Origin of the sequence: Agrobacterium vitis, assembly GCF_013426735.1 — a bacterium.
Classification (GTDB): domain Bacteria; phylum Pseudomonadota; class Alphaproteobacteria; order Rhizobiales; family Rhizobiaceae; genus Allorhizobium; species Allorhizobium vitis_D.
In genome coordinates this window covers 2,567,510-2,590,644 of sequence record NZ_AP023272.1, presented here as the reverse complement: position 1 = coordinate 2,590,644, position 23,135 = coordinate 2,567,510, and the positions used below count along the sequence as shown (strand labels likewise).

The 23,135-nt window shown below is 52.7% G+C and carries 23 protein-coding genes; 15 read left to right on the top strand and 8 right to left on the bottom strand.

Annotated features, from left to right (window positions below; all coding sequences use genetic code 11):
* The first annotated feature begins 163 nt into the window (after window positions 1-163).
* From H1Y61_RS11950 to H1Y61_RS11905, 10 genes are read left to right on the top strand one after another with little or no spacing between them, the layout of a single operon-like run.
* Window positions 164-2,911, top strand: coding sequence for a tape measure protein (locus H1Y61_RS11950; protein ID WP_174110644.1), 2,748 nt, complete (start codon window positions 164-166; stop codon window positions 2,909-2,911).
* Complete coding sequence (locus H1Y61_RS11945) at window positions 2,908-3,534, top strand: hypothetical protein (protein ID WP_180572743.1); 627 nt, start codon at window positions 2,908-2,910, stop codon at window positions 3,532-3,534. Before H1Y61_RS11950 ends, H1Y61_RS11945 begins: the two co-directional genes overlap by 4 nt.
* Window positions 3,534-4,220 carry a hypothetical protein gene (locus tag H1Y61_RS11940; protein WP_180572742.1) on the top strand — a complete coding sequence of 229 codons (687 nt, stop codon included), beginning with the start codon at window positions 3,534-3,536 and terminating at the stop codon, window positions 4,218-4,220. Before H1Y61_RS11945 ends, H1Y61_RS11940 begins: the two co-directional genes overlap by 1 nt.
* Window positions 4,213-4,644, top strand: a complete 432-nt coding sequence (locus H1Y61_RS11935) for a GNAT family N-acetyltransferase (RefSeq protein WP_180572741.1) — start codon at window positions 4,213-4,215, stop codon at window positions 4,642-4,644. The genes H1Y61_RS11940 and H1Y61_RS11935 overlap by 8 nt, the downstream gene beginning before the upstream one ends.
* A 13-nt stretch (window positions 4,645-4,657) precedes the next feature.
* Complete coding sequence (locus H1Y61_RS11930) at window positions 4,658-9,229, top strand: phage tail protein (protein ID WP_180572740.1); 4,572 nt, start codon at window positions 4,658-4,660, stop codon at window positions 9,227-9,229.
* A 17-nt stretch (window positions 9,230-9,246) separates the two neighbouring features.
* Window positions 9,247-9,717, top strand: a complete 471-nt coding sequence (locus H1Y61_RS11925) for a hypothetical protein (RefSeq protein WP_180572739.1) — start codon at window positions 9,247-9,249, stop codon at window positions 9,715-9,717.
* Window positions 9,714-10,226 (top strand): hypothetical protein, encoded by a 513-nt coding sequence (locus H1Y61_RS11920; protein WP_180572738.1) that lies wholly within the window; start codon window positions 9,714-9,716, stop codon window positions 10,224-10,226. Before H1Y61_RS11925 ends, H1Y61_RS11920 begins: the two co-directional genes overlap by 4 nt.
* Window positions 10,226-10,588: a hypothetical protein gene (locus H1Y61_RS11915; RefSeq protein ID WP_180572737.1), complete on the top strand. Its 363-nt coding sequence runs from the start codon at window positions 10,226-10,228 to the stop codon at window positions 10,586-10,588. The genes H1Y61_RS11920 and H1Y61_RS11915 overlap by 1 nt, the downstream gene beginning before the upstream one ends.
* Window positions 10,589-10,604: 16 nt before the next feature.
* Complete coding sequence (locus H1Y61_RS11910) at window positions 10,605-11,210, top strand: hypothetical protein (RefSeq protein ID WP_180572736.1); 606 nt, start codon at window positions 10,605-10,607, stop codon at window positions 11,208-11,210.
* A gap of 3 nt (window positions 11,211-11,213) precedes the next feature.
* On the top strand, window positions 11,214-11,453 hold the full coding sequence (locus tag H1Y61_RS11905; protein ID WP_180572735.1) for a hypothetical protein: 240 nt from the start codon (window positions 11,214-11,216) through the stop codon (window positions 11,451-11,453).
* 4 nt (window positions 11,454-11,457) lie between these two features.
* Here the strand turns inward: H1Y61_RS11905 and H1Y61_RS11900 are convergent, their stop codons facing one another.
* Complete coding sequence (locus H1Y61_RS11900; protein WP_156556254.1) at window positions 11,458-11,811, bottom strand: helix-turn-helix domain-containing protein; 354 nt, start codon at window positions 11,809-11,811, stop codon at window positions 11,458-11,460.
* A gap of 9 nt (window positions 11,812-11,820) precedes the next feature.
* Window positions 11,821-12,072 (bottom strand): type II toxin-antitoxin system RelE family toxin, encoded by a 252-nt coding sequence (locus H1Y61_RS11895; RefSeq protein WP_015915847.1) that lies wholly within the window; start codon window positions 12,070-12,072, stop codon window positions 11,821-11,823.
* Between the two features lie 85 nt (window positions 12,073-12,157).
* On the opposite strand from H1Y61_RS11895, the gene H1Y61_RS11890 reads away from it, so the two are divergent.
* The 4 genes from H1Y61_RS11890 (at window position 12,158) to H1Y61_RS11875 (ending at window position 14,106) form a co-directional block, all read left to right on the top strand.
* Window positions 12,158-12,766: a glycoside hydrolase family 19 protein gene (locus H1Y61_RS11890; protein WP_180572734.1), complete on the top strand. Its 609-nt coding sequence runs from the start codon at window positions 12,158-12,160 to the stop codon at window positions 12,764-12,766.
* Window positions 12,763-13,005, top strand: coding sequence for a hypothetical protein (locus H1Y61_RS11885; RefSeq protein WP_180572733.1), 243 nt, complete (start codon window positions 12,763-12,765; stop codon window positions 13,003-13,005). The genes H1Y61_RS11890 and H1Y61_RS11885 overlap by 4 nt, the downstream gene beginning before the upstream one ends.
* Window positions 13,002-13,442, top strand: a complete 441-nt coding sequence (locus H1Y61_RS11880; RefSeq protein WP_180572732.1) for a secretion protein HylD — start codon at window positions 13,002-13,004, stop codon at window positions 13,440-13,442. The genes H1Y61_RS11885 and H1Y61_RS11880 overlap by 4 nt, the downstream gene beginning before the upstream one ends.
* Window positions 13,443-13,782: 340 nt before the next feature.
* On the top strand, window positions 13,783-14,106 hold the full coding sequence (locus tag H1Y61_RS11875) for a phage holin family protein (RefSeq protein WP_174110654.1): 324 nt from the start codon (window positions 13,783-13,785) through the stop codon (window positions 14,104-14,106).
* Window positions 14,107-14,145: 39 nt separating this feature from the next.
* On the opposite strand, the gene H1Y61_RS11870 is transcribed toward H1Y61_RS11875, so the two are convergent.
* The 5 genes from H1Y61_RS11870 to H1Y61_RS11850 are packed head-to-tail and all read right to left on the bottom strand — an operon-like array spanning window position 14,146 to window position 19,740.
* Window positions 14,146-14,838, bottom strand: a complete 693-nt coding sequence (locus H1Y61_RS11870; protein WP_174110655.1) for a glycosyltransferase family protein — start codon at window positions 14,836-14,838, stop codon at window positions 14,146-14,148.
* Window positions 14,835-16,346 carry a glycosyltransferase family 2 protein gene (locus H1Y61_RS11865; RefSeq protein WP_197971640.1) on the bottom strand — a complete coding sequence of 504 codons (1,512 nt, stop codon included), beginning with the start codon at window positions 16,344-16,346 and terminating at the stop codon, window positions 14,835-14,837. The genes H1Y61_RS11870 and H1Y61_RS11865 overlap by 4 nt, the downstream gene beginning before the upstream one ends.
* 14 nt (window positions 16,347-16,360) lie before the next feature.
* Window positions 16,361-16,981, bottom strand: coding sequence for an HAD family hydrolase (locus tag H1Y61_RS11860; protein ID WP_071205064.1), 621 nt, complete (start codon window positions 16,979-16,981; stop codon window positions 16,361-16,363).
* Window positions 16,974-17,663, bottom strand: coding sequence for a PI-PLC domain-containing protein (locus tag H1Y61_RS11855; RefSeq protein ID WP_174110656.1), 690 nt, complete (start codon window positions 17,661-17,663; stop codon window positions 16,974-16,976). The genes H1Y61_RS11860 and H1Y61_RS11855 overlap by 8 nt, the downstream gene beginning before the upstream one ends.
* A 16-nt stretch (window positions 17,664-17,679) precedes the next feature.
* Window positions 17,680-19,740, bottom strand: coding sequence for a hypothetical protein (locus H1Y61_RS11850; RefSeq protein ID WP_180572731.1), 2,061 nt, complete (start codon window positions 19,738-19,740; stop codon window positions 17,680-17,682).
* 397 nt (window positions 19,741-20,137) lie between these two features.
* On the opposite strand from H1Y61_RS11850, the gene H1Y61_RS11845 reads away from it, so the two are divergent.
* The gene (locus H1Y61_RS11845) at window positions 20,138-21,175 is read left to right on the top strand and encodes a hypothetical protein (protein ID WP_174110658.1); all 1,038 of its coding nucleotides are present in this window, start codon (window positions 20,138-20,140) and stop codon (window positions 21,173-21,175) included.
* Window positions 21,176-21,279: 104 nt separating this feature from the next.
* Here the strand turns inward: H1Y61_RS11845 and H1Y61_RS11840 are convergent, their stop codons facing one another.
* Entirely contained in the window at window positions 21,280-23,097 is a 1,818-nt protein-coding gene (locus H1Y61_RS11840; protein ID WP_174110659.1) for an HAD-IA family hydrolase, read from the bottom strand.
* Window positions 23,098-23,135 lie beyond the last annotated feature (38 nt).

The following is a 23,135-nucleotide window of genomic DNA, read 5'->3' as shown; positions in this document are numbered from 1 at the left end:
TGACACATCAATTCTGTTTATCTGTCACGTATTGACCGAAAGAGCCCCTTCTTTCCCACAAACATGCCTTTTCAGCGGCATACCGGAAGAAATGGTCCATTGCACGCGTATAGCGCAAACCAGCCTATTCGCCGACTAAATCCTTCCAAATTTTGAGGTGCCCATGGCAACCGATCTAGAAAAGCTTGTTGTGCAGCTTTCGGCCGACATTAAAGGCTATCAGCGCGAGATGCAGAAGGCCGCGAATGTGACCAGTTCACAGGCCCGCGCCATCGAAAACCGCCTGAAGCAAATGGATGGTCGGTTCTCCGCGCTTGGCACGTCCATGGCGCGCGGGCTGATCGCACCGCTGGCCGGGATCTCGGCCGCGCTGACGGTGGATTCCGTCATCCACTATGCCGATGCCTGGACCAGCGCCAAGAACAGTCTGGCGGTGGCCGGCGTCGTGGGGGGTAATCAGGTGGCCGTCCTCGACCAGATTTACAACTCGGCCCAGCGCAATGCCGCGCCCATAGGTGCTATGGCCGATCTGTTCGGCAAGGCGGCGCAATCCGGCGATGCGCTTGGTGCGTCTCAGGCCGATCTGCTGAAGTTCACCGATGGTGTCGGCACGGCTCTGAAGATCGAGGGTAAGTCTGCCACCGAAGCCCAGGGTGCTCTGACGCAGCTCGGCCAGCTTTTAGGCTCGACCCGCGTCCAGGCCGAGGAATTCAACTCAGTCAATGAAGGGGCGCGCCCTATCCTGATCGCCGTTGCCAATGGTCTCAGTGCTACGGGCGGTTCTGTCAGCAAGCTCAAGCAATTGGTGAATGATGGCAAAGTGTCCAACCAGGAATTCTTTCAGTCGTTCCTGAAGGGATTGCCAACCATTCAGGGAATGGCGGCCAATGCCACCCAGACGATTGAACAGGGCGTGACCAAGGTTAACAATGCTTTCACCCGTTATATCGGCCAGACGGATGAAAGCCTCGGCGCATCCCAGCGCCTGGTGGCTGGATTGAATGCTCTGGCGGATAATTTTGAACAGACGGCCGATGTCGTCCTGAAGCTCGCCTCTGTCATTGCTGCCGCTCTGGTTGGCCGGTCGATTGCTTTGATGGTTGCCAATCTTGGCCTCGCCACAGCGGCAGTTTTTCGGCTGATCGCGGCGGTTCGGGCCGCATCGTCCATGGCCGGTATTGCGACCGCCATCAGTGGCATCGGGGCTGCTGCCGGTCCGCTTGGGCTGATCATCGGCGGCACGGTTGTGGGTGCCTTGGCGCTGTTTGCGAGTGGATCGGGTGAGGCAGGCCAAGCTGCTGACCGGTTTTCCGAGCGTTTGAAGCGTGTCGGAGAGGCGGCCGAAGAATCGGCCGAAAAGGTTGATAAGGCGCGCCAAAGCTACAATGCCGTTAAGGAAAACCAGTTGGCGCAGGAAGCCAAAGTAGCGGCCTCGTCTCTTAAAAGCACCAGTGACGAGACGATCAACCTCCTATCGTATTTTGCTAAAATGCGTGAATCCAACCTGATCACGCCTGAGCAAGCGACCGAACTTGAACGGTTGCGTGACGGCATTAAGACCGGCTCTGTTTCGGCTGACGATGCGCGGCAATCTCTGGCTAAGATGGCGACTGCGGACTACAATTTTCAGCAGATCGCAGACGCGATAGACCCAATCCTCAAGAAACTGACGACGATCAGCGTCGCTGCACAACAAACAGCAAGCGATCTCGCCGCCGTCCAGGCTGCAAAGGTCATGTCTCCAGAACAGGTTGCCGGATACAAGCAATATGCGCAATCGCGCAAACAGGGCGAGGAGATGCTGCGGATCGGCAAGGCCTACGCTGATGAGGCGCAACGCCAGAACGCGCTTTCGAAAGAGCAGCTGGCTATTGAAGGCAAGAGGGCTAAAATCAAGGCGGATCTCGCTAAAACGGGCGGGGTTTTGCCTGATGATAAAATCACATCCTTGGCAATTGCGGAGGTCAAAGCGGATGAGCGGCGCTCCGATACCGGCAAAAAGACTGCCGTGCCGAGGGTAACGGCTGATGACCGGCTGGATATGGATATTCAGTCGATCCGGGATCGGACGGCGGCCCTCGTCGAAGAGCAGGCGGTCGTCGGGCAATCCTACCGTCAGCAGGAAGCGCGTCGGATGTCGCTCGATCTCGAACAGCAGGCGCTCCAGGATGTTCGTGAAGAAGCGCGACGCAACAATGATGAGAACTGGCGCACGGTCGAACTAACCCCCGACCAGATCGCCAAGATCAAAGCTGCGTCAGAAGCTTATGCCGAGCAGGCCGATATCCTGCGCAAGGTCGAGGAAGCCCAGCAGCGGTCGCAACAGGCAGCACAAGAGTTTTACGATACCGCCAAGTCAGCCTTTTCCGATGTGATCATGGGGGCCGAAAGCTTTAGCGATGCCCTGTCCGGCGTTCTCAAGAAGCTTGGCGAGCTGGCCTTGAATAGCGCGTTTGACGGCCTGTTCGGCGGATCGTCCGCGACCAGCAGTGGTGGCTGGTTGACCGGCTTTGCCAAGGCGATTGGCTTTGCCGATGGCGGCTATACCGGGGCGGGGGGCAAATATGAACCTGCGGGCGTCGTGCACAAGGGCGAGTATGTCTTTGATGCGGATGCCGTTCGAAAGGCTGGTGGACCGGCTGGCCTGGACGCCATGCGCAAGCGGCTGAAGGGCTATTCCAGCGGCGGCTATGTCGGGCCAAGTGCGCCGCGCATGCCGGATCTGTCCAGGGCGGCGTCCAGCAAAGCTGCCGCGACCCAGATCAATTACTCGCCGGTCATTGACGCTCGTGGGGCGGATGCTGAGGCAGTGGCGCGCTTGCAGAATGCCATGACCCAGGATCGCAAGACCCTTGAAGCCAAAGTGATCGGGATTGTGAAAGGCGCGCGGGCAAGGGGCGTGAAGGTATGACCATCGTCTATCCCATCGACCTGCTCGCGGATTTCCCCGGCTGGTCGACCAAGTTCGAACCGCTGTCTCGCCAGGAGCAATCGCGCACCGCTGGCGGGGTGACTTATGTGAAGGATCTGGGGTCGCCGCTGTGGTCGGCGGCCTATCAGACAAAGCAGTTGAAGCCGAACGACCTGGACGCCTGGCGGGCGCGGATCGAGGCGCTGGAAGGCGGGCTGCAATACTTCCGGGGATATTCCCTGTCACGGTCCCGGCCCATTGCCTCTCCGACCGGCAAGCCCGTGCCGGAGAATGGCGTGGTGCTGTCGGCCATCGGCGGTGACAATAAGAGTGTGACACTCTCCGGGCTGGGTGCCGGTTATGTGGTCTCGGTTGGCGACATGATCCAGATTGCAGGCAGCGGACTTTACCGCATTGTCGAGGGTGCGGTTGCCAATGGGTCGGGTGTTGCCGGGCCGTTCGAGCTTCGCCCGCATCTGTGGCCGGGGACCGCTGCGGGGTCTGCGGTCACGCTGCTGCGGCCCTCCTGCACGATGATGATCGTGCCGGGGTCGATTTACTCTGAAGCCGATGCGTCCACCGGGCGCGGCTCTGTGTCTTTCCAAGGTATCGAGGTGCGCTGATGCGCTTATATCCTGCTGCAATCACCAACGCGCTGGCGGCGCGGCAATTGGTGGCGCGTGATTTTCTCTGGATTATCGCCCGCGACCGAACCACTGGTAACCCGGCTGCTGTCGGCTTCTGGTCAGATGTCGGCAATGTCTCTGCCGAGGTGGTCCACCCTGACACCGGCAACGCCGATATCAGGAGCTTTTACGGCTCCGGCACATTGATCAGCATCACAGAAATCCCGCTGGTTTCGACCTTGGAGGCGCAGAATGTTACCATCACCATGTCCCAGATTGATGATATGGTGGCGCAGGCCGTGCGGCTCTACGATTGCAAACAGGCCCGCGTGGAAATCTATCGCGGCCTGTTTTCCCCGCAGACCCGCAAGCTGGTGTCTCCGGCAGAACTGCGGTTCCTGGGCTTTATCGACACGATAGAGATCAAGACCCCAGCCGAAGGCGATACCGGCGCGGTGACACTGACCTGCGCCTCGCATATGCAGGAAATCACCCGCTCCAATCCCGACACCCGGTCGGATGCCAGCCAGAAGTTGCGCAGCTCCACCGACAATTTCTATCAGGATGCGGCGGTGGTTGGTGATTGGGAACTGTTCTGGGGTCAGACCCAAGGCAAGATCACGACCACAACAACAACCAGCATGGCGGATTTCCTGGCCAAGGCCTTGGCGAGAAATGGTTAGGCCCGGCACGATTGCCGACCGGTTTGCCGTCATCGCCTTGCTGCGGGACAGTCATGCAGCGGCTGGCTATGCCTTCCGATTTGAGGCGGCGCGGGCCGATGCGCTGTATCGCCTGCATCTCGACAATCCCATGGCCTGTGCGTTGCTGCTGGAACGCGATGGCAGCGTGTGCGGCCTGCTGCTGGCATCTGCCTTTGATCATCCATTCGGGGCGGGTCTGATGGCCAAGGAAACGGTGTGGTTCATTGCACCTGAGGCGCGGGGTCGCTCCGGCCTTAACATGCTCGATGCCTATGAGGCATGGGCCAAATCCATTGGCTGCATCTCCATCGGCATGGCGGCGCTTGCCACCAACGATGTGTCGAGCCTTTACGCGCGGCGCGGCTATACGCCCGCTGAGACGCATTTTATCAAACCCCTCTAAGGGTATCCTATCCATGGCAATCTTTTCTGGCATCGCCGCCATTGTCAGCGGCGTGGCGTCGGCTATTGGCGCGGTCTCGACCTTTATCGGCGGTATGGGCGTTATCGGCTCGACGCTGCTGAAGGCCGCCGTCGGCGTTGGTTTGAACTATCTGGCCTCGGCTGTGGCGGGCAAGAACAAGGCTTCCACGGCAAGCTTTGCCGTCAATGGGCAATTGCAGTCTGGTGGCACCGTGCCGCGTTCGATCATTTTTGGCATGACGGCGACGGCTGGTTCTCTGGTTTATGCCAATACCTGGGGCAATGCGGGCAAGACGCCCAACGCCTATGTCACGCAGGTCATTGCGCTGGCCGATGCGCCGATCAAGTCGCTGCTGGTGGCGGTGGTCAATGGCGTCGCCTGCGAGATCGATTTCGATCATCCGCATGCCGAATACGGCTGGCCGGTTGTCGATTACCGCAAGGGCAATACCGATTACCTCTGGCTCAAATTTTACGATGGCACGCAGACTGAAGCCGATAGCTTTCTGGTCAACCGCGTCTCGTCCACGGCCCGCCCTTACGAGAATACCCGGGTCGGCCATGGCGTTGCCTATGTGATTGCCACCTCGCGCGTGAACCAGGAGCTGTTTTCCGGCTTCCCATCCTTCAAGTTCGTGCTGGATGGTATGCGGCTTTATGATCCCTCCAAGGATAGCTCGGTTGGCGGCAATGGTGCACAGCGCTGGAGCGACGCCTCGACCTGGGGCGGCGATGGCGACCGCCTGCCTGTTGTCCAGCTCTATGCCCTGATGCGCGGTATCCGCTGGAACGGTCAATGGCTCTATGGCCTCCAGACCGTCACCGAACGGCGCTTGCCTGCCAGCCACTGGATTGCCCAGATCGGAAAATGCCGCACCCTGATTGAAGGTGCTGATGGCCTGGAGGCCACCTATCGCTCTGGTGCTGAGGTGCAGGTCAGTGCCGCCTTGCAGGATGCGGCACAGGCGATGCTGACCGCCTGCAACGGGCGGCTTGCCGAGATCGGCGGCACCTATAAGCCATTCATCGGCGTGTCGGACGAACCGGTCATGACCTTCACCGATGCGGATATTCTATCCACGGAAGAGCAGAGCTTTGCGCCATTCTTCGGCCTGTCCGACACCATCAACGGGATCTCCGCGTCTTATCCATCGCCGGACGACGCCTGGAACATGACGGAAGCCCCGCCGCTCTATAACGGCGATTATGAGGTGGAAGACGGCAACCGTCGTCTGCTGTCGGATGTCAGCCTCGACTTCGTGCCTTACGCTGCCCAGGTGCAGCGGCTGATGCAATCGGCCCTGAAGGAAGCGCGTCGCGCCCGCCGTCACACCATTTCCATGCCGCCAAAGTTCGGGGCATTGGAGCCGGGTGACATTGTCGCCACCTCCAGCAATCGCAATGGTTATGTCGAGAAGCGGTTTCGGGTCGATGGTGTTCTCGATCAGCCCAACCTTGATGTTGTCCTCGATATCACGGAAGTCGATCCGGCTGACTATGATTGGAATCAGGGGAGCGATTATCAGGCTCCGGTCACCGGCAGTGTGTCCAGCGGCGTGCCTGCTGCGCAGTCCACGACAGGCTGGAGCGTTGTCGCGGGATCTGTCACCGATAGCGACAGCCAGGATCGCAGACCCGCTATTGTCGTTTCCTGCACTGCCGATCTGGATGACGTGGCGCGGGTTTGGGTCAAGGTGCGCGTCAAAGCCACGGGCGTTGTTGTTTATGATAGCGATGCCCATCCTTATGCTGGCGCTGCGACCTGGACCCTGTCTGGGGCCTGGTGCTTGGCCCTGACGGAATATGAGGTGCAGGGCAAATTGGTTCCGGTGTCCAGCCGGGAAACCGTGGCGTCTGACTGGCTTTCTGTCACTACGCTGAATCTGTCGGAATCAACTGATGTTCTCGACGGTTCGATTGTGTCATCGAAGATCGCCGACGCTGCGGTGACGGCGTCGAAGATCATGGATGAGGCGGTCACCAATCTGAAGCTGGCGGATGCGGCGGTCGGCACGTCCAAGCTCCAGGTCGAGGCGGTGACGCAAGAGATCCTGGCGGCAAAGTCTGTCATTGCCGACAAGCTTGCCGAGGCAGCAGTGACGGGTGCAAAGCTTGCTGCCCAGGCGGTTGATGCGACCAAGTTTGCGGCCAGCATCGAACCAGTGCGCGTTGTCAGCGCGCTGCCGACCAGCCGCGTGTCTGCCTATGTCACGTTTAATGGCGAGGCCTATCGCTGGAACGGTGCGGCTTATGTCAAGACAGTGGCCACGGCTGAACTGACCGGGCAGTTGATCGGCTCGCAGATCGCAGACCTTGCGATTGTCGCTTCCAAGATCGCCGACGGCATTATCACCGGGACCAAGCTTGCCGCCGACACCATTGGCGCGAATAATCTGGCGGCGAATTCTGTCACGGCCAAGCAATTGGTACTGACGGATTTTACCAATCTGGTGCCTGATAACCAGATGCAGGATTTTGGCAGTTCCTGGTCTGGAGCGGGGTGGTCATCCTGGACGGACCCATATCTTGGCGGAATGGCGTCCAGATCACAGGCCGTTTACAGCTATGTCGCGGGCCAAACTAACTACAGTCCTGAACTAACCGGCAAAATCTTTCCGGTAACGCAAGGTGGGCAGTATCGCGTCACAGGCTCGGCTTATTCGAACGGGAACCAATCGCCGCTTTTGCGCATAAAATGGTACACGGCAGCAGGGGCGGAAATCAGCTATAATGATTTTCTGTATGGGGATAGCGGGTTTGGCTACAGAACAGCAACTGTCAATCTGACAGCACCGACCAACGCAACACAGGCACGCATGTGTGCATATGTGTGGCGAACCGCCACGAACAGCAATGTTTACGTTGGCGGGTTTGTTGTCCAAAAGCGCAATGCCGCCGAGTTGGTCATCGACGGCAGCATCATCGCCAATATGTTGTCGGTCGGGTCTGTGACCACGGACAAGCTGGCGGCCAATTCGGTCATAGCGGGCAAGATTGCCTCCGGTGCTGTCAATACCGATCAACTGGTTGCCGGTGCAGTGACGACGGCAAAGGTGGCGTCCGGTGCCATCACCACCAATCTGCTGGCGGTTGGGCAAGGTGCAAACTTCATCAAGAACTCTGACTTCTCGGCGGGCATAACCGGGTGGCAGCTAGAATACACTAACTCTGATTTTGCAGCGAATTGGCAAATAAATTTGCGCACAGATACATTTGCGCCAACCCCGGGCGCACTTGAAATGTTGCAGCTCAATGGCACCCAAGGGATTGAAATGGGTGTTAGCTATCGCAAAGACGGCGCGGCTTACGATTTTGTGTCTGTCGAAGCGGGCAAGCAGTACGAACTATCTGTTTATTATCTCGGACACCGTTGCAATGGCATTCAGCCTTACATTGCGTTTGTCGACAAGAACGGCGGGGTCTTGAAATTTGCCCATGCTGAAAATGCAAACGGCGCGACAAATGGTGTGTTTCCTGCAAATCAAAACATTGATCCGGGCAAGCAGCTGTCCAATTACCAACGTGCTTGGTTTAAAGCGCAGGCACCGGCTGGCTCTGTGTATGCTTATGTGTTTTTCCGGCATAAGGGCACGATCAACGGTCAGGCGAATAGCTATCTGTGGATCCACAAGCCGTTCTTCGGGGAGGCGACAGCCAATCAGTCCGAGCCGACGCCATGGTCTTCGAGCGGCGTCGTGCTTATCCAAAACGGTAATATCGTTGCCGGATCGGTGAATACAGACAGCCTAGCGGCCAATTCCGTCGTTGCTTCCAAGATCTCCGCTGGTGCGATCACCACACCTGCTCTTGCGGCTGGTTCGGTTGTTGGTACCAGTATTGCGGCCTCGACGATTACCGGTGCCAACATTGCCGCCGAAACCATCGGTACAGATAAGCTTGCGGCCAATTCCGTCACCGCCAAGCAGTTGGTGCTGACGGATTTTACCAATCTTGTCCCTGACAATCAGATGCAAGACTTCGGAAACTCTTGGGTTGGGGCCAATTGGCAGTCGTGGACAGATCCATACGTTGGCGGCATGGCCTCTCGCTCGCAAGCTCGATACCCATATGTTGCCGGGCGCACAGGCTACAGCGAAGAGCTGTTGGGTAAAACATTCTCAGTGACGCCAGGGGCGCAATATCGCGTCACAGGGACAGCGCTTTGCCCTTCCGGCAATTACTCCCCTTTGCTGCGGATCAAATGGTTGAACAGCTCTGGTGGGACCATAAGCTATAACGACTTTGTGGCAGGCGACAGGTCATCGGGCGTCGTCACGACAACCATCAACCTGACTGCGCCCGCTGGCGCAGTTCAGGCTGTGATGGCGGCTTACGTGTGGCGCACAGCGACCACAGGTGACGTTTATGTGGGTGGCTTTGTGGTCAACAAGCGCAACGCCTCAGAACTCATTGTCGATGGCTCGATCACCGCCGACAAGCTTGCCGTTAACAGCCTCTCCGCCATCACCGCAAACCTTGGCACCGTGACAGCCGGCGAGATCCGCAGCTCGAACGGCAAGATGATCATTTCCCTCAACGCCGGCACGATCCTGATCACCGATTAACGAGACTGGAGACAGTAATGAGCAACAGGCTATCGATCACGCCTGGACGGATGATCGTCACCAAGGAAGGCTATGACGCTGCGGATCTTTCCGTCGCCGATCAAAACAAGGTCTTTGACAGCAATTGGGGCTTTACCGGCCTGATCATCGCGCGGGGGCAGACCACCGACCCCGCGCCCGCCAATGGTTCCGGGTCAGAGGCCTATGCGACAACAACGAGCGCGCCGCTTGTCATCACGTTCCCGACCGTGGGCTATGCGCCTGCGGCCTATGTCCTCAATGACTACACACCGCTTGCCAACAGTTTCCAGTCCCAAGGCGGCGTCGGCATGATGTGTACGGAGCCGGTCGGCAACAAGTTTGCCAGCACACCGCCGACGATTGCGGACGGATCGATCACCATTCCTCGACGTGCCTTGGCGGCGGCCGGATATTACGAGCGCTTTACCGGCGTCATCCGCTACATCGTGTTTGCGATCTCCCAATGACCAACAGAATTCACATTGGCAGCCTGAACGGCGAAGTCGGTATTTTCATCAGCCAGCCCGGCGATGATGTCTATGCACCCACCAAGAGCCGCTTGCTCGATACGCGGTTCGAGACGCTGGACCTGCACGTCAAGGGCAGCGTCAATATGCAGAACACCTATTACAACACCTCAACGCTGACAGCGACGATCTACTACAGTGAGATCACCTTTCCGGATCTGGGCTACACGCCGATCTTCCATGCCTCGTTTTACAATCGCCTGAGCGGGCTTTCCGATCTACCAGTCGGCAGTTGCTTTTACCCGACCACCTGGGGGCAGAACGACCGGCGCAGCAACATGGCGAACGCACTCAGCGCCAGCGACGGGCAAAGCTCGATCCTGCGCTACACCGGGGCCTGGCTTGCCAACAACACGACGCTACGGGCCAAGGTGGTCATTCTCGACACCTCGAACGACACCAACAGGTTTCAGTTCTGTTACATGATTTTCAAGAACAGGGCCGCGTGATGGCGAACAGGATCTTCATCGGCCAGAACGGCAACAGCTATCAGATCCGGGTGTCCAAGGCGGGCTATGACGTGACCGCCATCACCGACCCCACGCAGCTTGCCTTTTACGAAAATCTGTCAGGGCTGGTGCCATTCGAGCAGGGCCTCGTCACGGTCGCATCAGGCGCGACGGTCACCGTCACCCTGACCGGCACCTACACCTATTATCCGTTCATCGTGCTGCGCAACAATCTCAATCAGCTGCCGGGCAATTGGTACTACGCCCGCCTGACCCTCTCCAGCAAAACCCTCACGTTCAAGAACAATTACAGCGCCAGCATGGTGATCAAATACTGCGTGTTCCGCGAACTCGACTGGTAACGAAAGGAAAACCGACATGTACAATATCAGCAGCATGTATGAGGCCATGGTCGATGGCGTCATTGTCGAGGTCACGGCCGGCCGCTCCAGCCGCTGGGTAGCCATGGCCGCCTGGTGGCTTGGTCGCCAGCAGATCCTCAATGCCCGCACCTTCTGGTACGGCGTCGCGGCTCATATGACAAACGACCTGAACTCGGAAGAGCAGCAGGCCATCCAAGATCAGCTATTGAGTGATGAGCGGGCCTATCTGTCATCCACGACCGAACTGCCGGCTATCCCGGACTTCGTTGCCAGCACGGTCGACGGCTGGGTCAACGTGCCGATCTCCGACGAGACGCTGAAGGCTCGCTATCAACTGGCCATCCAGCAGTTCATGAACTCCAAGGCGCGTGAGCGCGGCTATGACAGCCTGACCACCGCCGTCACATATGTTGGCGACAAGCACGCGACCTTTGCAACCGAGGCCGCAGCGCTGAAGGACTGGCGGTCTGATGTCTGGGTCTATTCCCTGGTCGAGCTGGAGAAGGTGATCGCCAAACAGCGGCCGATGCCCACCATCGCCGAGTTCCTCACCGAGCTGCCGGCCTTCACCTGGCCCGATGCCCAAAGCGCGGAGGCTTGAGCCATGAGCATTCTCGAAACAGCGCTGCGTGAGCGCAACAAGCTGCTGGAACAGCAGGCCGATCAATATGCGGGCGCGGTGGACAGTCTGTCGAACCGGTTGGCAGAGGCGCTGCGGCGGCTGGCTCCGCATGATCCTGATTATGTCAGGGGTGAAGCGCCGGACTTGGTGCCGGATACGCCAACTCTGCCTGTCGAGGACCATGGCGGATCTGTGATGCCTCTTACGGTTCACGAAGAATAGAGAGCTACGCCAGATCGTCCAGATCGACACGAAGAGCCTCTGCGATCTTCTTCATCGTCGCAAAGCTTCCGTCCTTCTTGCCGCTCTCGATCTCTGAAACATAGGGCGCGCTGATACCGGCCTGTTCGGCCAATTCCCGCGCCGTCATCTTCCGAAAGGTTCGCCAGACCTTGACCGGATTTTCACCGGCAAGAAGCTGGTTGACGACTTCGGCGGGAACAAGCTCGTCGTCACCTGCGGCGATATCCGCCTTGACCTTATCGGCTGCTGCAATGTCGCTGTGGTCGATCAGGCTTTCGTATTCTGCCAGGGGCAGCACGACCAGCGTTTCGCCGTTCGGGGTAATGATGGTCTGCATTGTCATCTCCTATTCGTAGACGCTACCACGCGGGCCGATCTTGAGAATTTCAAGGACGCTCCCTTGATCGTCCATGATCACCCGCCAATCACCGACCCGCAACCGGATGTAAGGTGATCCGGTCAGTGCCTTCACGTTGTTCGCCATGGACTGCGGATCGCTCGCATATTGCTCGATCTTCTGGGCAATCCGCTTTGCCTCGTTGGTTGGCAAGCGGCGAAGAACCTTTAATGATGATTTGCTATATGCGATTTTTTTCATTAACTAATGATAGCAAATAGCGAACTAATTTGCAACGGGCTGCGAGAGGATTGCAGCCAAAAGATCCAAGAAAAGGATGATCATTATGGATCGCGCGAAATTCTTCGCGGCGGTGCGGACGTCGCTGTTTGGCGGTGCGCTGACGCAAAATCAGGTGAATGGCATCACGGCCATTCTCGACACCTGGCAGGCCAGCACGATTACCGATCTGCGGTGGCTGGCTTACATGTTTGCCACGGCCTTCCACGAAACCGCCCAGACGATGCAGCCGGTGCGTGAAACGCGCGCTGCGACGGATAAACAGGCTATCGCCATTTTGGATCGCTCTTGGGCGAAAGGCACGATGCCTTGGGTCAAGTCGGCTTATTGGCGGATTGGAGCCGATGGCAAGAGCTGGCTTGGACGTGGCTATGTCCAGCTCACGCACAAGGGCAACTACAACACGTTGGGAAATGCCATTGGCGTTGATTTGGTGGCTAATCCAATTTTAGCGATGCGCGAAGATATAGCCCTGAAGGTGATGTTTATCGGCATGAGCGACGGCCTGTTCACCGGCGTCAAGCTGGCCACCTACTTCCAAGGCACCAAGTCCGATTGGATGAATGCCCGCCGCATTATCAACAGCACGGAAAGCGCCAGCGTTGTTGCTGGCTATGGCAAGGCCTTCCATGCGGCGCTGGTGGGTGCGGCATGAACACCAACCTCCTCCATAACATCATCAACACGCTCATTGCTGCGATCCCGGCGCTGGCGTTGTTCGACTGGACGCCGTTCTTTAGCGAAGCGGTTTCCTTGAAGATTGTCGGATTGTTGGGGCTTGCCAAGATCCTGATCAACACCTGGCGCGATGGTCCTGCGGGGATGATGAGGCCCCAGCCTCCGGTTGGTTGGCAACCGACCCATGACCCGGATCACGATGGTGATTGCCGATGATTGCTATCGCCCTGACTGCCTGGAGTGCTCTCAAGGCGCTCCGCGAAAAAAAGCTCGACTGGCGCGGCATCGCCTTGATTGTTGCCGTCATTATCGGCGGGCTAGGCCTGCATCGCTGGGCGTCGTCGCTGAAAGAGGCTGGCCGGACTGAGATCCGCCAGCAATGGGCCGAAGCCCAACGTAAGGCCGACTTGCTTCAGCTCGCAAAGATCGAAGCCCAACAGAAACAAATCAATGCTGCCGATGCGGCTTTGGTCACCACCATTGCCGCGCATGTTGGGCAGGTCGCAGCCCTTGAGGCAGCGCTTGCCGAGGAAAGGGAAAAGGATAATCCGAAACCGAATGCGGCTGCTGGGGCGGGTGCCGCTCCTACCTGCATTGCTATGCCTGACGGGGTGCGAAACGCTCTCAACGCCATTGGCGCAACCGACCGCTGACCGCAAGGCCAGCGTCTCGGCCAGCATCATGGTTGATTGTGATGCACCTGTGTTTATTCCCGCTGGCACGGATCGGACGGCTGAATATCGGCTGTGGGGTAGGGACCGAAAAGCGCTTGCCGATTGCCGGGCCACAAATGCTGCCAAGGCAGACACCATCAATGCACTGCAAGGGGGCGGGACGTGACGGACGAACCAGCGGCAAAGCCGCCGAGTTGCAATATCAACAGTAGGCTGCCAAGCGGCTGGCGCCGCTCGATTGCAAGAGCGCCAATCGGACCAAGGGCCCTGCGCTTAACGCCGCCGGTCTGGCACCCGGAGAACAATAAAGGGGCAGGGGATGTCTGAGAAGATTTCAACGGTGGCCGAGGTGCTGAACGCCTGGTTCGGCGGCGCCGGAACAACCATCATCGGCGCCATTATCGGGCGGGCAATGTGGCATGTACAGGAAGTTCGCCGTGCCCACCGCCGCCCCCTCGGCCCGGAACTGTTGTGGGAACTGCCGATCGCCATCGGCATGGCGTTGATTGGTGAAGGCCTAGCTGGGTGGCTCGGCCTCGGGCAACCGATTTCGACGGGGCTCATTGCTGCGCTGGCTTATCTGGGTCCGCGTGGGGCAGAAGTGCTATTTATGAAGTGGTGGATGGGGAAAAAGCAGCATTGACACAAAATAGACCGAGGACGCGAGTCCTCGGCCTATGTGTTATAATTTAATGTCCTGCACATTATCCACATTTACTGCTTCGACAGAAAGCCCCTGGGATAATACGCCGTTAAAAACGGGACAAATGAAATGAAGTCCTCGATGAGTAAATCGGTCTCCCGATTCTAGAACCATCGCAAGTGCCTTTAAGTAAACTGAAATCGACTTAAAGAAGTATACCCCTGCGGAAGCTTCGTTAGAAATAACTCTCTTCTCGGCAGCCTCAACTACCCGGTTGCTCTCATCTCGACGCAAATAGGAATAGATCTCCTTATTTGAATAAAATGTTAAAGCAAGGGCACCGACGTCCTCCTTGTCAATATAATTCATTGGATTCTGATCAAACTGAAATAATATGTCCGCCAGATCGAAGCAAATCGTTTCACTCAAGTTTTCCAGAAGGCCGCACGCTCCTAAAACTGAAAAAGCCGCCCCCTTGGTGTAGTGAGATAAAAACACGCATCTACACAAAGGGTACCAAACAGCTAGCTTTTCTTGGTGAAAGCGGTGACTTTGAGGGTCATCGCGAAGGACGAATATTAGGTCTTTATCAGTTACCAACCCGGAAGACCACCAATGGCGGCTTTCAAGAGCGCGCCTGAGAAGGGGTAATCCGTCAACAATCGTTTCTGATTTAACTGATCCGTCAGGGTTGACAAACCCAGGACCGGCTAAGGGGATGATCGACTTCATTGAAGCGGCTCATCTTTTGAATTTGGCATCCCTTTAAGAGCGAAAAATTCCCTCATGTCCTCCGGTGTTCCGAGCCCATGCATAGCTTCTTTTTCTACCTCGTATATTCCAATACGAGCGCCCTCATCAATCATATAGTTATATACAGGGCATGTGTAGAATTCGTTGTTTATTCTATCATTATTAGCGATCATGTCCACGGTCGCCTTAATCAATGCATCCGCACGCCTAAATAAGTAAACTCCAACCGTAGCATATTCTGAAATTGCTTTCTTCTCGGCTACTTCCTCCACGAGACCATGTTCATTTACTTTTGCAAATGACCATTTTGGATTCAATTCGGGATCTTTAAACACCAAGATAGAACCATCCAGATTTCTGTTTACGCAGTCATCGACGAAGTCATCGACAGAAAAATCAATTAATTGGTCAGAGTTAGCGACTATTATAATGTCGGAATCACTAAAATGCTTTCTCGCCAACATAACGGTGCACAGTGTTCCCTCGGTGAGCTTTTCGACAGATTGTACGCTTGCAACTCTACCGATCCGATCAACGATGGACACATTTTTCTCAATATGATCAGAGCGTAGAAGTGCTACTACCTTGCTGTTTCGCGGGCGAACATTTTCTAAAACACGCTCGATCATTGGTTTGCCGCCGACGTCAATAAACGGCTTCGGTTTAAGCCACCCGTCTTTTGCGAACCGGCTTCCTTCACCAGCGCCTGGAACTACGAGAACAACCTCTTGTTTTTCGGTGGCGCGGCCATAAAACTTTTCAACATACTCTTTGTATTTTTCAGGCGTGTAGAAGCTATGATAATGTTTGGCAGCAATAGAGAAATTCGCAATTGATTTCCCTTCGATAATTATTTGGTTTAACGTGGAGGAGATAAAGTATTTTCCATCATGTCGGTCTTCGCACCTGATCGAGTTCATGGCGGCATCAATGAATAATTGGGCGCTTTCATAGTAATACAAGCCGGAAATTGCGTTTTCGCTGATAACTCTCTTTTCGGCGGATTGAGAAATGCAGCCATCTTCACCGATCCGCACATAAGACCAACGCGGATGCACAGAAGGAAAAGTCACAACCCCGGCTACGGCATTTTTCTTTTTTACTTCATCGAATAGCCCAGCAATTGGCGATGTAATCACTTGGTCGCCATTAGCAATTAGAATCGGGGCCTCTAAATCCAGGTGGTCTACCGCTAATAAACATGTACAAAGTGCACCTTCTGTTTCGCTGCTGACCGGGATAACAACAACTTCGTTGCCGGCGCGAAGCTTGATTACCGTATCGATAGAAAACCTATCGATGTCTTCCTGCCGAACTAGGAATACAAATTTTGCGTCGCCGAACTCGGAGCGGAGAGCATTAATTGAATGCTCAATCATTGTCTTTCCGCCAAGATCGACTAATGGCTTGGGGAAGTAGAATTCTTCCTGGTCGAAAAAAGGCGAAGTTGCAGCTATAGGTATCAAAATTTGCATTTTCTGTTTCATCCTCTTGCCCTCGACTAGGCCGCCAGCGCCGAAATTTTTTGTTTGATAGCCTCGTAATATACGTCAGACACATCAGCTACTGCCATCACATGGGCCCCTGATGCTCGGGCAGCAGCTAAGCCGTGCTCATTATCTTCAACTATCAGAACCTCATGAGGCGCCAACCCCATTCGCTCTATAGCCTTGACGTATATCTCTGGGTCTGGCTTGGCGTGTTTCACGTCTTCATTCGATAGGAAAAAGTCTAAATACATATCCAATTTTGACAACTTCATCATCAAGTCAACCGATGCTCTTATTGAATTAGAGCAGACGGCAAGTTTAAAACCTTCAGATTTCAAGCAAGACAAAGCACGTTGGTGTAAAAAGTTTGGCTTACATTTCGAGTAAGCGATTTCCGCAGTAAAATCCTGCTTTAATGAATTTATAAACGGGTGAAGCCGTTTAGGAAGCCTCCGCGTTTTGCTAAGAATTTCCAGTTTACGCTTCGTTGGCAAGCCATCGTATGTACTTAAGTGAGCGTCTCTTTCAATAGGCATACCAAACAGCGACAATGCTCGATTTAAAGCGTCGTAGTGCCAGTCTTTGGCATCGATCAACACTCCATCCATATCAAACAACACGGCTTTAATCATTTTTATCTCCAAAATACTCCAGAGCCTTGGAAGGAAAATCGGTGCAGAGCATCAAACGGCCGTTCTCGCTGAGATTAAACGACGATGCCCAATCAGACCAAGCGTCAAGATGGTTTCTTTTGTGAAGTTCAGGAGAGACTATCGAAGCGAAGCGACCCTCGGCCGCTATCTTATCAATGACACTGCTCTTCGTGTAAGGTTCATCGAAGCTATCAAGCCAGACGCCCGCGCACTGCTCAACACAACAGGCGATAGGTTCAATATCGCTCATTCGTGTAAATACATTCATTTTCGTATTTATGTAATGTCGCATGTCTGGGACAGACATATCAAACACAAAAGCGTTTTCGATCTCATGTTTTTTTAAAAAATCATCGACTAAATTGGAAAGTCCGTCCGATTTTATGTTTAGTGCTAGCCAGCCGTCTGTGCCGATGGATTTATAGATCTCCAGAAAAGTTGAAAAACTCATAGGCTTATCGCGTGATCGGGGAGGATCGTGTGAAATAACTAATTCACCATCTAAATCCCGCACATCAGTTTCAATGCCGAATCCGTGCGTCAACGCACGAACGAAAGCAGACAAGCTGTTTTTCTCTGAGGCTTCAAGCCAAAATCCCCTGTGCGCGATAATTCGTGCCCGAAATGACGTCTCACCGGACGGATAGCTTATCAACGACATGATACCTCTCTAAATTTCACACAAATGCGCGGAGATGTTCCAAGGACTTGCTGTCCGAGTTAAGGTCAAGGACCAGATGCGGGAGAATCTGCTGCATTGTCAGTCGACCCCGGTAAATTTCATGACGAGTTTCGTCCCAAGGCACTCTGATCAAGCGTGTATCTTGCTCGAAAAGGATGGTTTCCAAAAACTGATGTGCATGACAGCGACTCATATATGGTTTCATCGAACCGGGTGCGTCGATGACATTCAAGAACAGTTCCTGTCCCGACGTAATTCGCGCAAACGCTTGCCTGTCACACAGCATAATGCGGTCGCCCAGTCCCTCGATGAAGTTAGCGTGTGGGTCATGGTCGCCGATTAAAAAGTTATCCCGACTGCCGTGCGTCAAATTGAATAGGTTTGAAAGTAACGAGGTGCCGCTGAAAACCAAATCAGATCGCAAAATAAGGTAACGAGTTATCGGCACTGATTTCTCGCTCTCGGCTTTTTCTGCCAATTCACGTAGCGCGGCTATTCGGTTCCACATCCTAGCTTGATTAACCAGGTGGACATTACCAGAAAATCTATCCGAAACACGTTTACCGATCAGCGACTTGAATTGGCTGTCATTCCATATATCGATCTTAAAATCGGTGGAAAGCTTGCTTTTTAAGTAGTCAGTGGTTATGTCGCTCTCGGCCGCTGCCACGCTAGCGCAGAAATTGATTAAATTAGGAAGATAGCGCCGCACTTCTCCCACTGATTGACATCCAAGCTGCAAGACAGCGTCATGAATCTCGATTGGAAGGTGCGGCAGTAGGAAATGAATTGAGTCCGGATCGAATAGGCCCCTTGAGCCACCTTTGTCCCAAGTCGCGATACCGTAAGAAAATTTCATTCCTCGGCTTTCATGGGCTTCTGTCTCGCTAGCCAGTTTGTCCATGAGCAACGGAAAAACATGGTTCGAAAACCTGCACTGTCCGAACATTCCAATAAACACATGCTCTTGATCGGTAGAGTTAACATTAAAGGCGGCGCGCGCTCTCGGCAGCAAATTAAGCCGTTGAAAATCGCTATCCGGAGCGCTTTTTAAGAACAATATCCTGGCGCTTAACTCTTTGAACTGAACATCTGAATTTTGGTGTCGCCAATGCCCTTCAGTATTATTAAGCCCAACAAGCTCACTTGCCAATCTAATGGCAATGGGTCGCCATTTTTCCATGCCATCAAATTCGGACAATTTGAATAGCTGTTTTATGAAATCAGGATTATCAGCGAATTTAGAATCAACCCAAAGCTCCCCAAGATAATTTGCTTTTTCGATAATCTTGAACGCGACTAAAAGGCGAAAAAGTATAACGTTTCTCTCGTCATCAGGAGCCTGTCTGCTGAATTCCGCGGCAATATCGCCAATCAGATTTATTGGGATCTTAACGTCTGCCGCAGGATAAAGAATGCCCGAAATGAGCGCGAACTCGAAGGCAGAGAAGTCCTCTATACCCTTCAGATAAATCGCGAATCGATTTACCTGAAGCATGTGCGACATATCATGCGTACGTGAATCGTTTGTGGCAGTTGAGATCTGCAGCAATAGTTCAGAGACTGCGCCGCTTAACTTAAAAAGGAGCTGCTGCCTAAAAATTGCAAATGACGGAATATTTCGTACGGTTTCTAGTGTAACATTTTGTAGAAAATCGGTTGAACGGCGTAAATCTCCAGCAAGAAACGAGCCTCCTGCTAGAAATAAAGAAATGTGAGGATTTTTCGCAAATCCCGAAGGTATAGTTTTTGAGAAATCTAAAAACCTTTGGCAATCTTTTGTCAGGCTAACAAGGACAACTAGTATCTCCAAGCATAAATTGACATGTTTTTGTCTTTCCCACACATGAATCATCATCTCTAACGAAGGTTGATGCTTTCCTTGATCTCTAACCTCAACAGATTTTGTCACGAACGCGCGAATAAAATCACTAATATTCGAATCTGAAAATTTATATCGATCGATTGTTTGTAATATGTATTCGGATGCCTCAACATAATGTTGTGCGTCGATCCGCCTTTTCATTTCCAATATATGCTTAGTAATCAATTCCACAATCTTCTCCGCCAAAGAAACCATATTGTTCGGGCAAATCCGCGAGGTATTTAGATGAAGGCTTAACATAAGTAAACACTGGGAACCGTTGCATTTATTAGGTGCTCCATTCTCGCTATCTCCCATTCGGCGGCGACCGCTAAGTCGCATACATGATCAATATGCAAGTTCGAAACCGTCGCCTAGCAGGCCGATAGGGCAAAAAAGAGATTTTTCGGAGGTCGAGAGGGAGAAACGGTGTTGCCTCGAAACGTGAGGGAACTCAATAGATTTTAAAATGAAAAAATGCAAACGGTGGGTAGCGAGCTATCTATCAGGCTTTAGGGGTTGTAATTAAAAGAGTATCAATGTTTCGTAGCGTCAAGCACGTTGGAATTTTTGTTTTAAGGGGGGCAAAATGGCAAACATCTTGAGTTATAGAGTGAACGGGTGGTCCGCTCAGGGGTGGATAGACACTACTCAGGACGCTCTAATTTGGCCGATTGTTGAGTTTCAAGGATGGGTGGCCTTTCAAGGTCACCGCGAGGAGTTTGAAATCTGGCTAAATGGGGCGAAACTTCAAATTCAGAGCTTTGTCGCCAGGCGCGATGTTGAGGAGGCGTTGGGAGTTGGTTGGGCCGCCGTTGGTTGGAACGCTCTGTGTGATGTAGGGCCAAGCGCACGTGATAATGAACAGGCTCTGCTGCTTGAGATACGTGTTCGGGGGCAAATTATAGCACGTAAGTATTTCCGGTATAAAAATCGCTCTACAGAATCATCGCTACCCCTAAAGATCGTTCTACATATGCCGAAAACAGGCGGAACTAGCCTTCGCACTGCGCTTGGGGAGCATCAGGGCGCGCTTTTTATCTTGCCCCTTTATCACGACTTCACTATCATAAATAATCTCTCGTCATCCTCAATGGATTGCGTGGACGTGATATTCGGACATACCACCTATGGCATCCACGATCACTTCGCGCGCCAAGCGAAGTACTTCACTGTCTTACGAAATCCATATGATTTCGTTTCATCGCTGTATTTCTATAAGAAATACGTGCAAGAAGATGCAGAAATGTTGCAGGCGTCCAATATATTAGAAGCTTTAAGTAGCGTAAAATGTTCAGAATTCGACAATTATTACACGAGGTCAATTTCTGGGCTGGATAAAGATTCGACTGTTACGGAAGAACACCTTGAGAAGGCAATCTCCAATATTGATTCTCATTTTTCATTCATTGGATTGGCGGAGCGCCCTCGGGAAACCTTTAAGTCGTTCAGCCGAATTTTCGGATTACCCCTGTCGTACGTCAGAGAAAATGTCAGCCCAGATATGGTCGAACGAGAGTTTATTGACTCCATTCAGGTGAACGACGTTATTCGTGAGAGTGTCCGCCTGGATATAAAGCTATATCAACATGTTGTAAGGAAATTTTGGAATATGGAGATTGCCTAAAGCGCTTGACGTGCTCCGCGATTTTAGAACAGCGAGAGCACGTCAGAGTTGCGTAAATTCTGCAATTCGCCAATTATTTCATTCTAGCAGAGCGCCCTAAACAATTAGGGCTGCCGATGTTCTTGTTGGTCATGCTTAGAAGCAATTGCGCTACTTGTCGCAAATAAATCAAAATTCTTGGAGGTTCCCCAGACGTCAAAATTTTTGACGTCCTGAAATTCCGATAATTGCTCTTGGGATGATCTTGCCAGATATTCTATAAAAGGCCTAACGGCATCCTTTGGTGGAATTGTCAACCCAAGCTTTTGATGTAGTTCACGATACTGTTTGTTAAACTTAGCCATGCCGCGCCTCAGCGACGGGCTCGCAAAGTTCCGAACTTCGGTTAATGAACGGCCATTATCAACGACAAAATTAACTTCCGTTTTTGAATAATCATATTCATACCCAATTACAGACGCATGGGGAGCAGTAAACATTAGTTCCGCAATTACGCGATTTTCGTATATTTTTTGTAGTTGGCTTTGAGTAATGACCTCGCCATTCAGTAGGCTCTTCATACGCAAAGTTTTGCTGCGTTCTATTCTCTCAGGCGTATCCACAAGACACAAAAAGTATCCGGTTAATTCGATATCAAAGAGGCCTTTCAAGGCGCGTGAAAACGCTTCGAGAGTTGTACCCGACCAGCCGACATCAACCAACCCAAGCTTCATTCCTCGCTTGACGTCGAGAGTTAAAAGGTAGTTGAAGAGCGCCTTTCGATTTTCCGCAGCACGATTAATTATTGACCACTTAAATGAGATTAAAAAGTCTAGAACCTGGGCCAGATTTTCCTCAGTAACAGGCACATCATCGCCAAGACCAATATCATTAAAAACCTCGGCAGATGGGCATTCGACATCTATACGCTCTAAAATTTCATGTGTGCTGAGTCCAAAACATCCCGACACCAAAAACGGTAAGAAGTCGTCAAAATTTTCGACCGTTATAGCGCTCATGTTAAAGGCTGTTATCGAACCCTTGAAATAATCGGTTTTTATCGCGCTTTTCTCAAAAATCTCCTTGCTAACTTCATTTAATATATAACCATCACGGGAAATAAATAAGAGTTTTTCAATTCTATCTTTCCTGGTTTCTATTTCTAGAAAACTAAGGAAAGCGGATAGCGCCGGACCGCCATACTTAAATCCAATAGCTTCAAAATTATCTTCGAAATCACACCCCGCAGTTCTGTAAAGAGAGAACGCAAGCGACTCAGAAAACGGCGCAGGGGTCTTGGGCTCGTCGCGTAACTCGACATAGTGAAATGTATTCAACGATTTCTCCATGGCGCGCTCGACATCTGATCTAAGATTATCGCCTATGTGCAAGATACGACTAGGTTCAATTCCCAATGTTTGCGCTGCCATCAAAAAAATTTCACCGTCGTCGCGTTTGGTGGCATTGAGTTCTGAGGAGACAAAGATTTCATCGAAGTCTAAATTGTGACGACTCAAGATCTTTTCAAAAAATTCTTTTGGCAAATACATATCCGAAATAATGGCTACTTTTTTCGTCTTCCGACAAAAATTATAAAAATCTACGATTTCCTTGTTTGGATATAGGAGCATCTCCTCCAGTTCTATCTCTAAATTAATTGCTTTTTGCTTGGTGATAAGCGGCAAGTCAAAACACGAGTATATATCATCGAACAGAATTTCTTTTCTGTTTTCGGTGTGCATTTTTTTGAAACCAAGCTGCTGCGCATTCTGCCTAAGTTCCCTAAAATTCTCTATTTGGCACTTTTGGCCAATACCATCGAATAGATCCTCAGGGTCGCGAAGAGGACGCACAAATAGAGTATCAAAGAAATCAAACGTAACAGCATCTATTTTGTGCTGCAATTTTTTGTATTCATCATAGATGTCGCGCCGCTCGTTCAAAATTCCATTCTCCTGCCTTAGACGTTTAACGTTTCTTA

What these genes read in the sequence shown, in the direction of transcription:
- H1Y61_RS11950 (WP_174110644.1), top strand. Translation starts at nt 164, where the DNA reads ATGGCAACCGATCTAGAAAAGCTTGTTGTGCAGCTTTCGGCCGACATT.
- H1Y61_RS11945 (WP_180572743.1), top strand. Translation starts at nt 2,908, where the DNA reads ATGACCATCGTCTATCCCATCGACCTGCTCGCGGATTTCCCCGGCTGG.
- H1Y61_RS11940 (WP_180572742.1), top strand. Translation starts at nt 3,534, where the DNA reads ATGCGCTTATATCCTGCTGCAATCACCAACGCGCTGGCGGCGCGGCAA.
- H1Y61_RS11935 (WP_180572741.1), top strand. Translation starts at nt 4,213, where the DNA reads ATGGTTAGGCCCGGCACGATTGCCGACCGGTTTGCCGTCATCGCCTTG.
- H1Y61_RS11930 (WP_180572740.1), top strand. Translation starts at nt 4,658, where the DNA reads ATGGCAATCTTTTCTGGCATCGCCGCCATTGTCAGCGGCGTGGCGTCG.
- H1Y61_RS11925 (WP_180572739.1), top strand. Translation starts at nt 9,247, where the DNA reads ATGAGCAACAGGCTATCGATCACGCCTGGACGGATGATCGTCACCAAG.
- H1Y61_RS11920 (WP_180572738.1), top strand. Translation starts at nt 9,714, where the DNA reads ATGACCAACAGAATTCACATTGGCAGCCTGAACGGCGAAGTCGGTATT.
- H1Y61_RS11915 (WP_180572737.1), top strand. Translation starts at nt 10,226, where the DNA reads ATGGCGAACAGGATCTTCATCGGCCAGAACGGCAACAGCTATCAGATC.
- H1Y61_RS11910 (WP_180572736.1), top strand. Translation starts at nt 10,605, where the DNA reads ATGTACAATATCAGCAGCATGTATGAGGCCATGGTCGATGGCGTCATT.
- H1Y61_RS11905 (WP_180572735.1), top strand. Translation starts at nt 11,214, where the DNA reads ATGAGCATTCTCGAAACAGCGCTGCGTGAGCGCAACAAGCTGCTGGAA.
- H1Y61_RS11900 (WP_156556254.1), bottom strand. Translation starts at nt 11,811, where the DNA reads ATGCAGACCATCATTACCCCGAACGGCGAAACGCTGGTCGTGCTGCCC.
- H1Y61_RS11895 (WP_015915847.1), bottom strand. Translation starts at nt 12,072, where the DNA reads ATGAAAAAAATCGCATATAGCAAATCATCATTAAAGGTTCTTCGCCGC.
- H1Y61_RS11890 (WP_180572734.1), top strand. Translation starts at nt 12,158, where the DNA reads ATGGATCGCGCGAAATTCTTCGCGGCGGTGCGGACGTCGCTGTTTGGC.
- H1Y61_RS11885 (WP_180572733.1), top strand. Translation starts at nt 12,763, where the DNA reads ATGAACACCAACCTCCTCCATAACATCATCAACACGCTCATTGCTGCG.
- H1Y61_RS11880 (WP_180572732.1), top strand. Translation starts at nt 13,002, where the DNA reads ATGATTGCTATCGCCCTGACTGCCTGGAGTGCTCTCAAGGCGCTCCGC.
- H1Y61_RS11875 (WP_174110654.1), top strand. Translation starts at nt 13,783, where the DNA reads ATGTCTGAGAAGATTTCAACGGTGGCCGAGGTGCTGAACGCCTGGTTC.
- H1Y61_RS11870 (WP_174110655.1), bottom strand. Translation starts at nt 14,838, where the DNA reads ATGAAGTCGATCATCCCCTTAGCCGGTCCTGGGTTTGTCAACCCTGAC.
- H1Y61_RS11865 (WP_197971640.1), bottom strand. Translation starts at nt 16,346, where the DNA reads ATGAAACAGAAAATGCAAATTTTGATACCTATAGCTGCAACTTCGCCT.
- H1Y61_RS11860 (WP_071205064.1), bottom strand. Translation starts at nt 16,981, where the DNA reads ATGATTAAAGCCGTGTTGTTTGATATGGATGGAGTGTTGATCGATGCC.
- H1Y61_RS11855 (WP_174110656.1), bottom strand. Translation starts at nt 17,663, where the DNA reads ATGTCGTTGATAAGCTATCCGTCCGGTGAGACGTCATTTCGGGCACGA.
- H1Y61_RS11845 (WP_174110658.1), top strand. Translation starts at nt 20,138, where the DNA reads ATGGCAAACATCTTGAGTTATAGAGTGAACGGGTGGTCCGCTCAGGGG.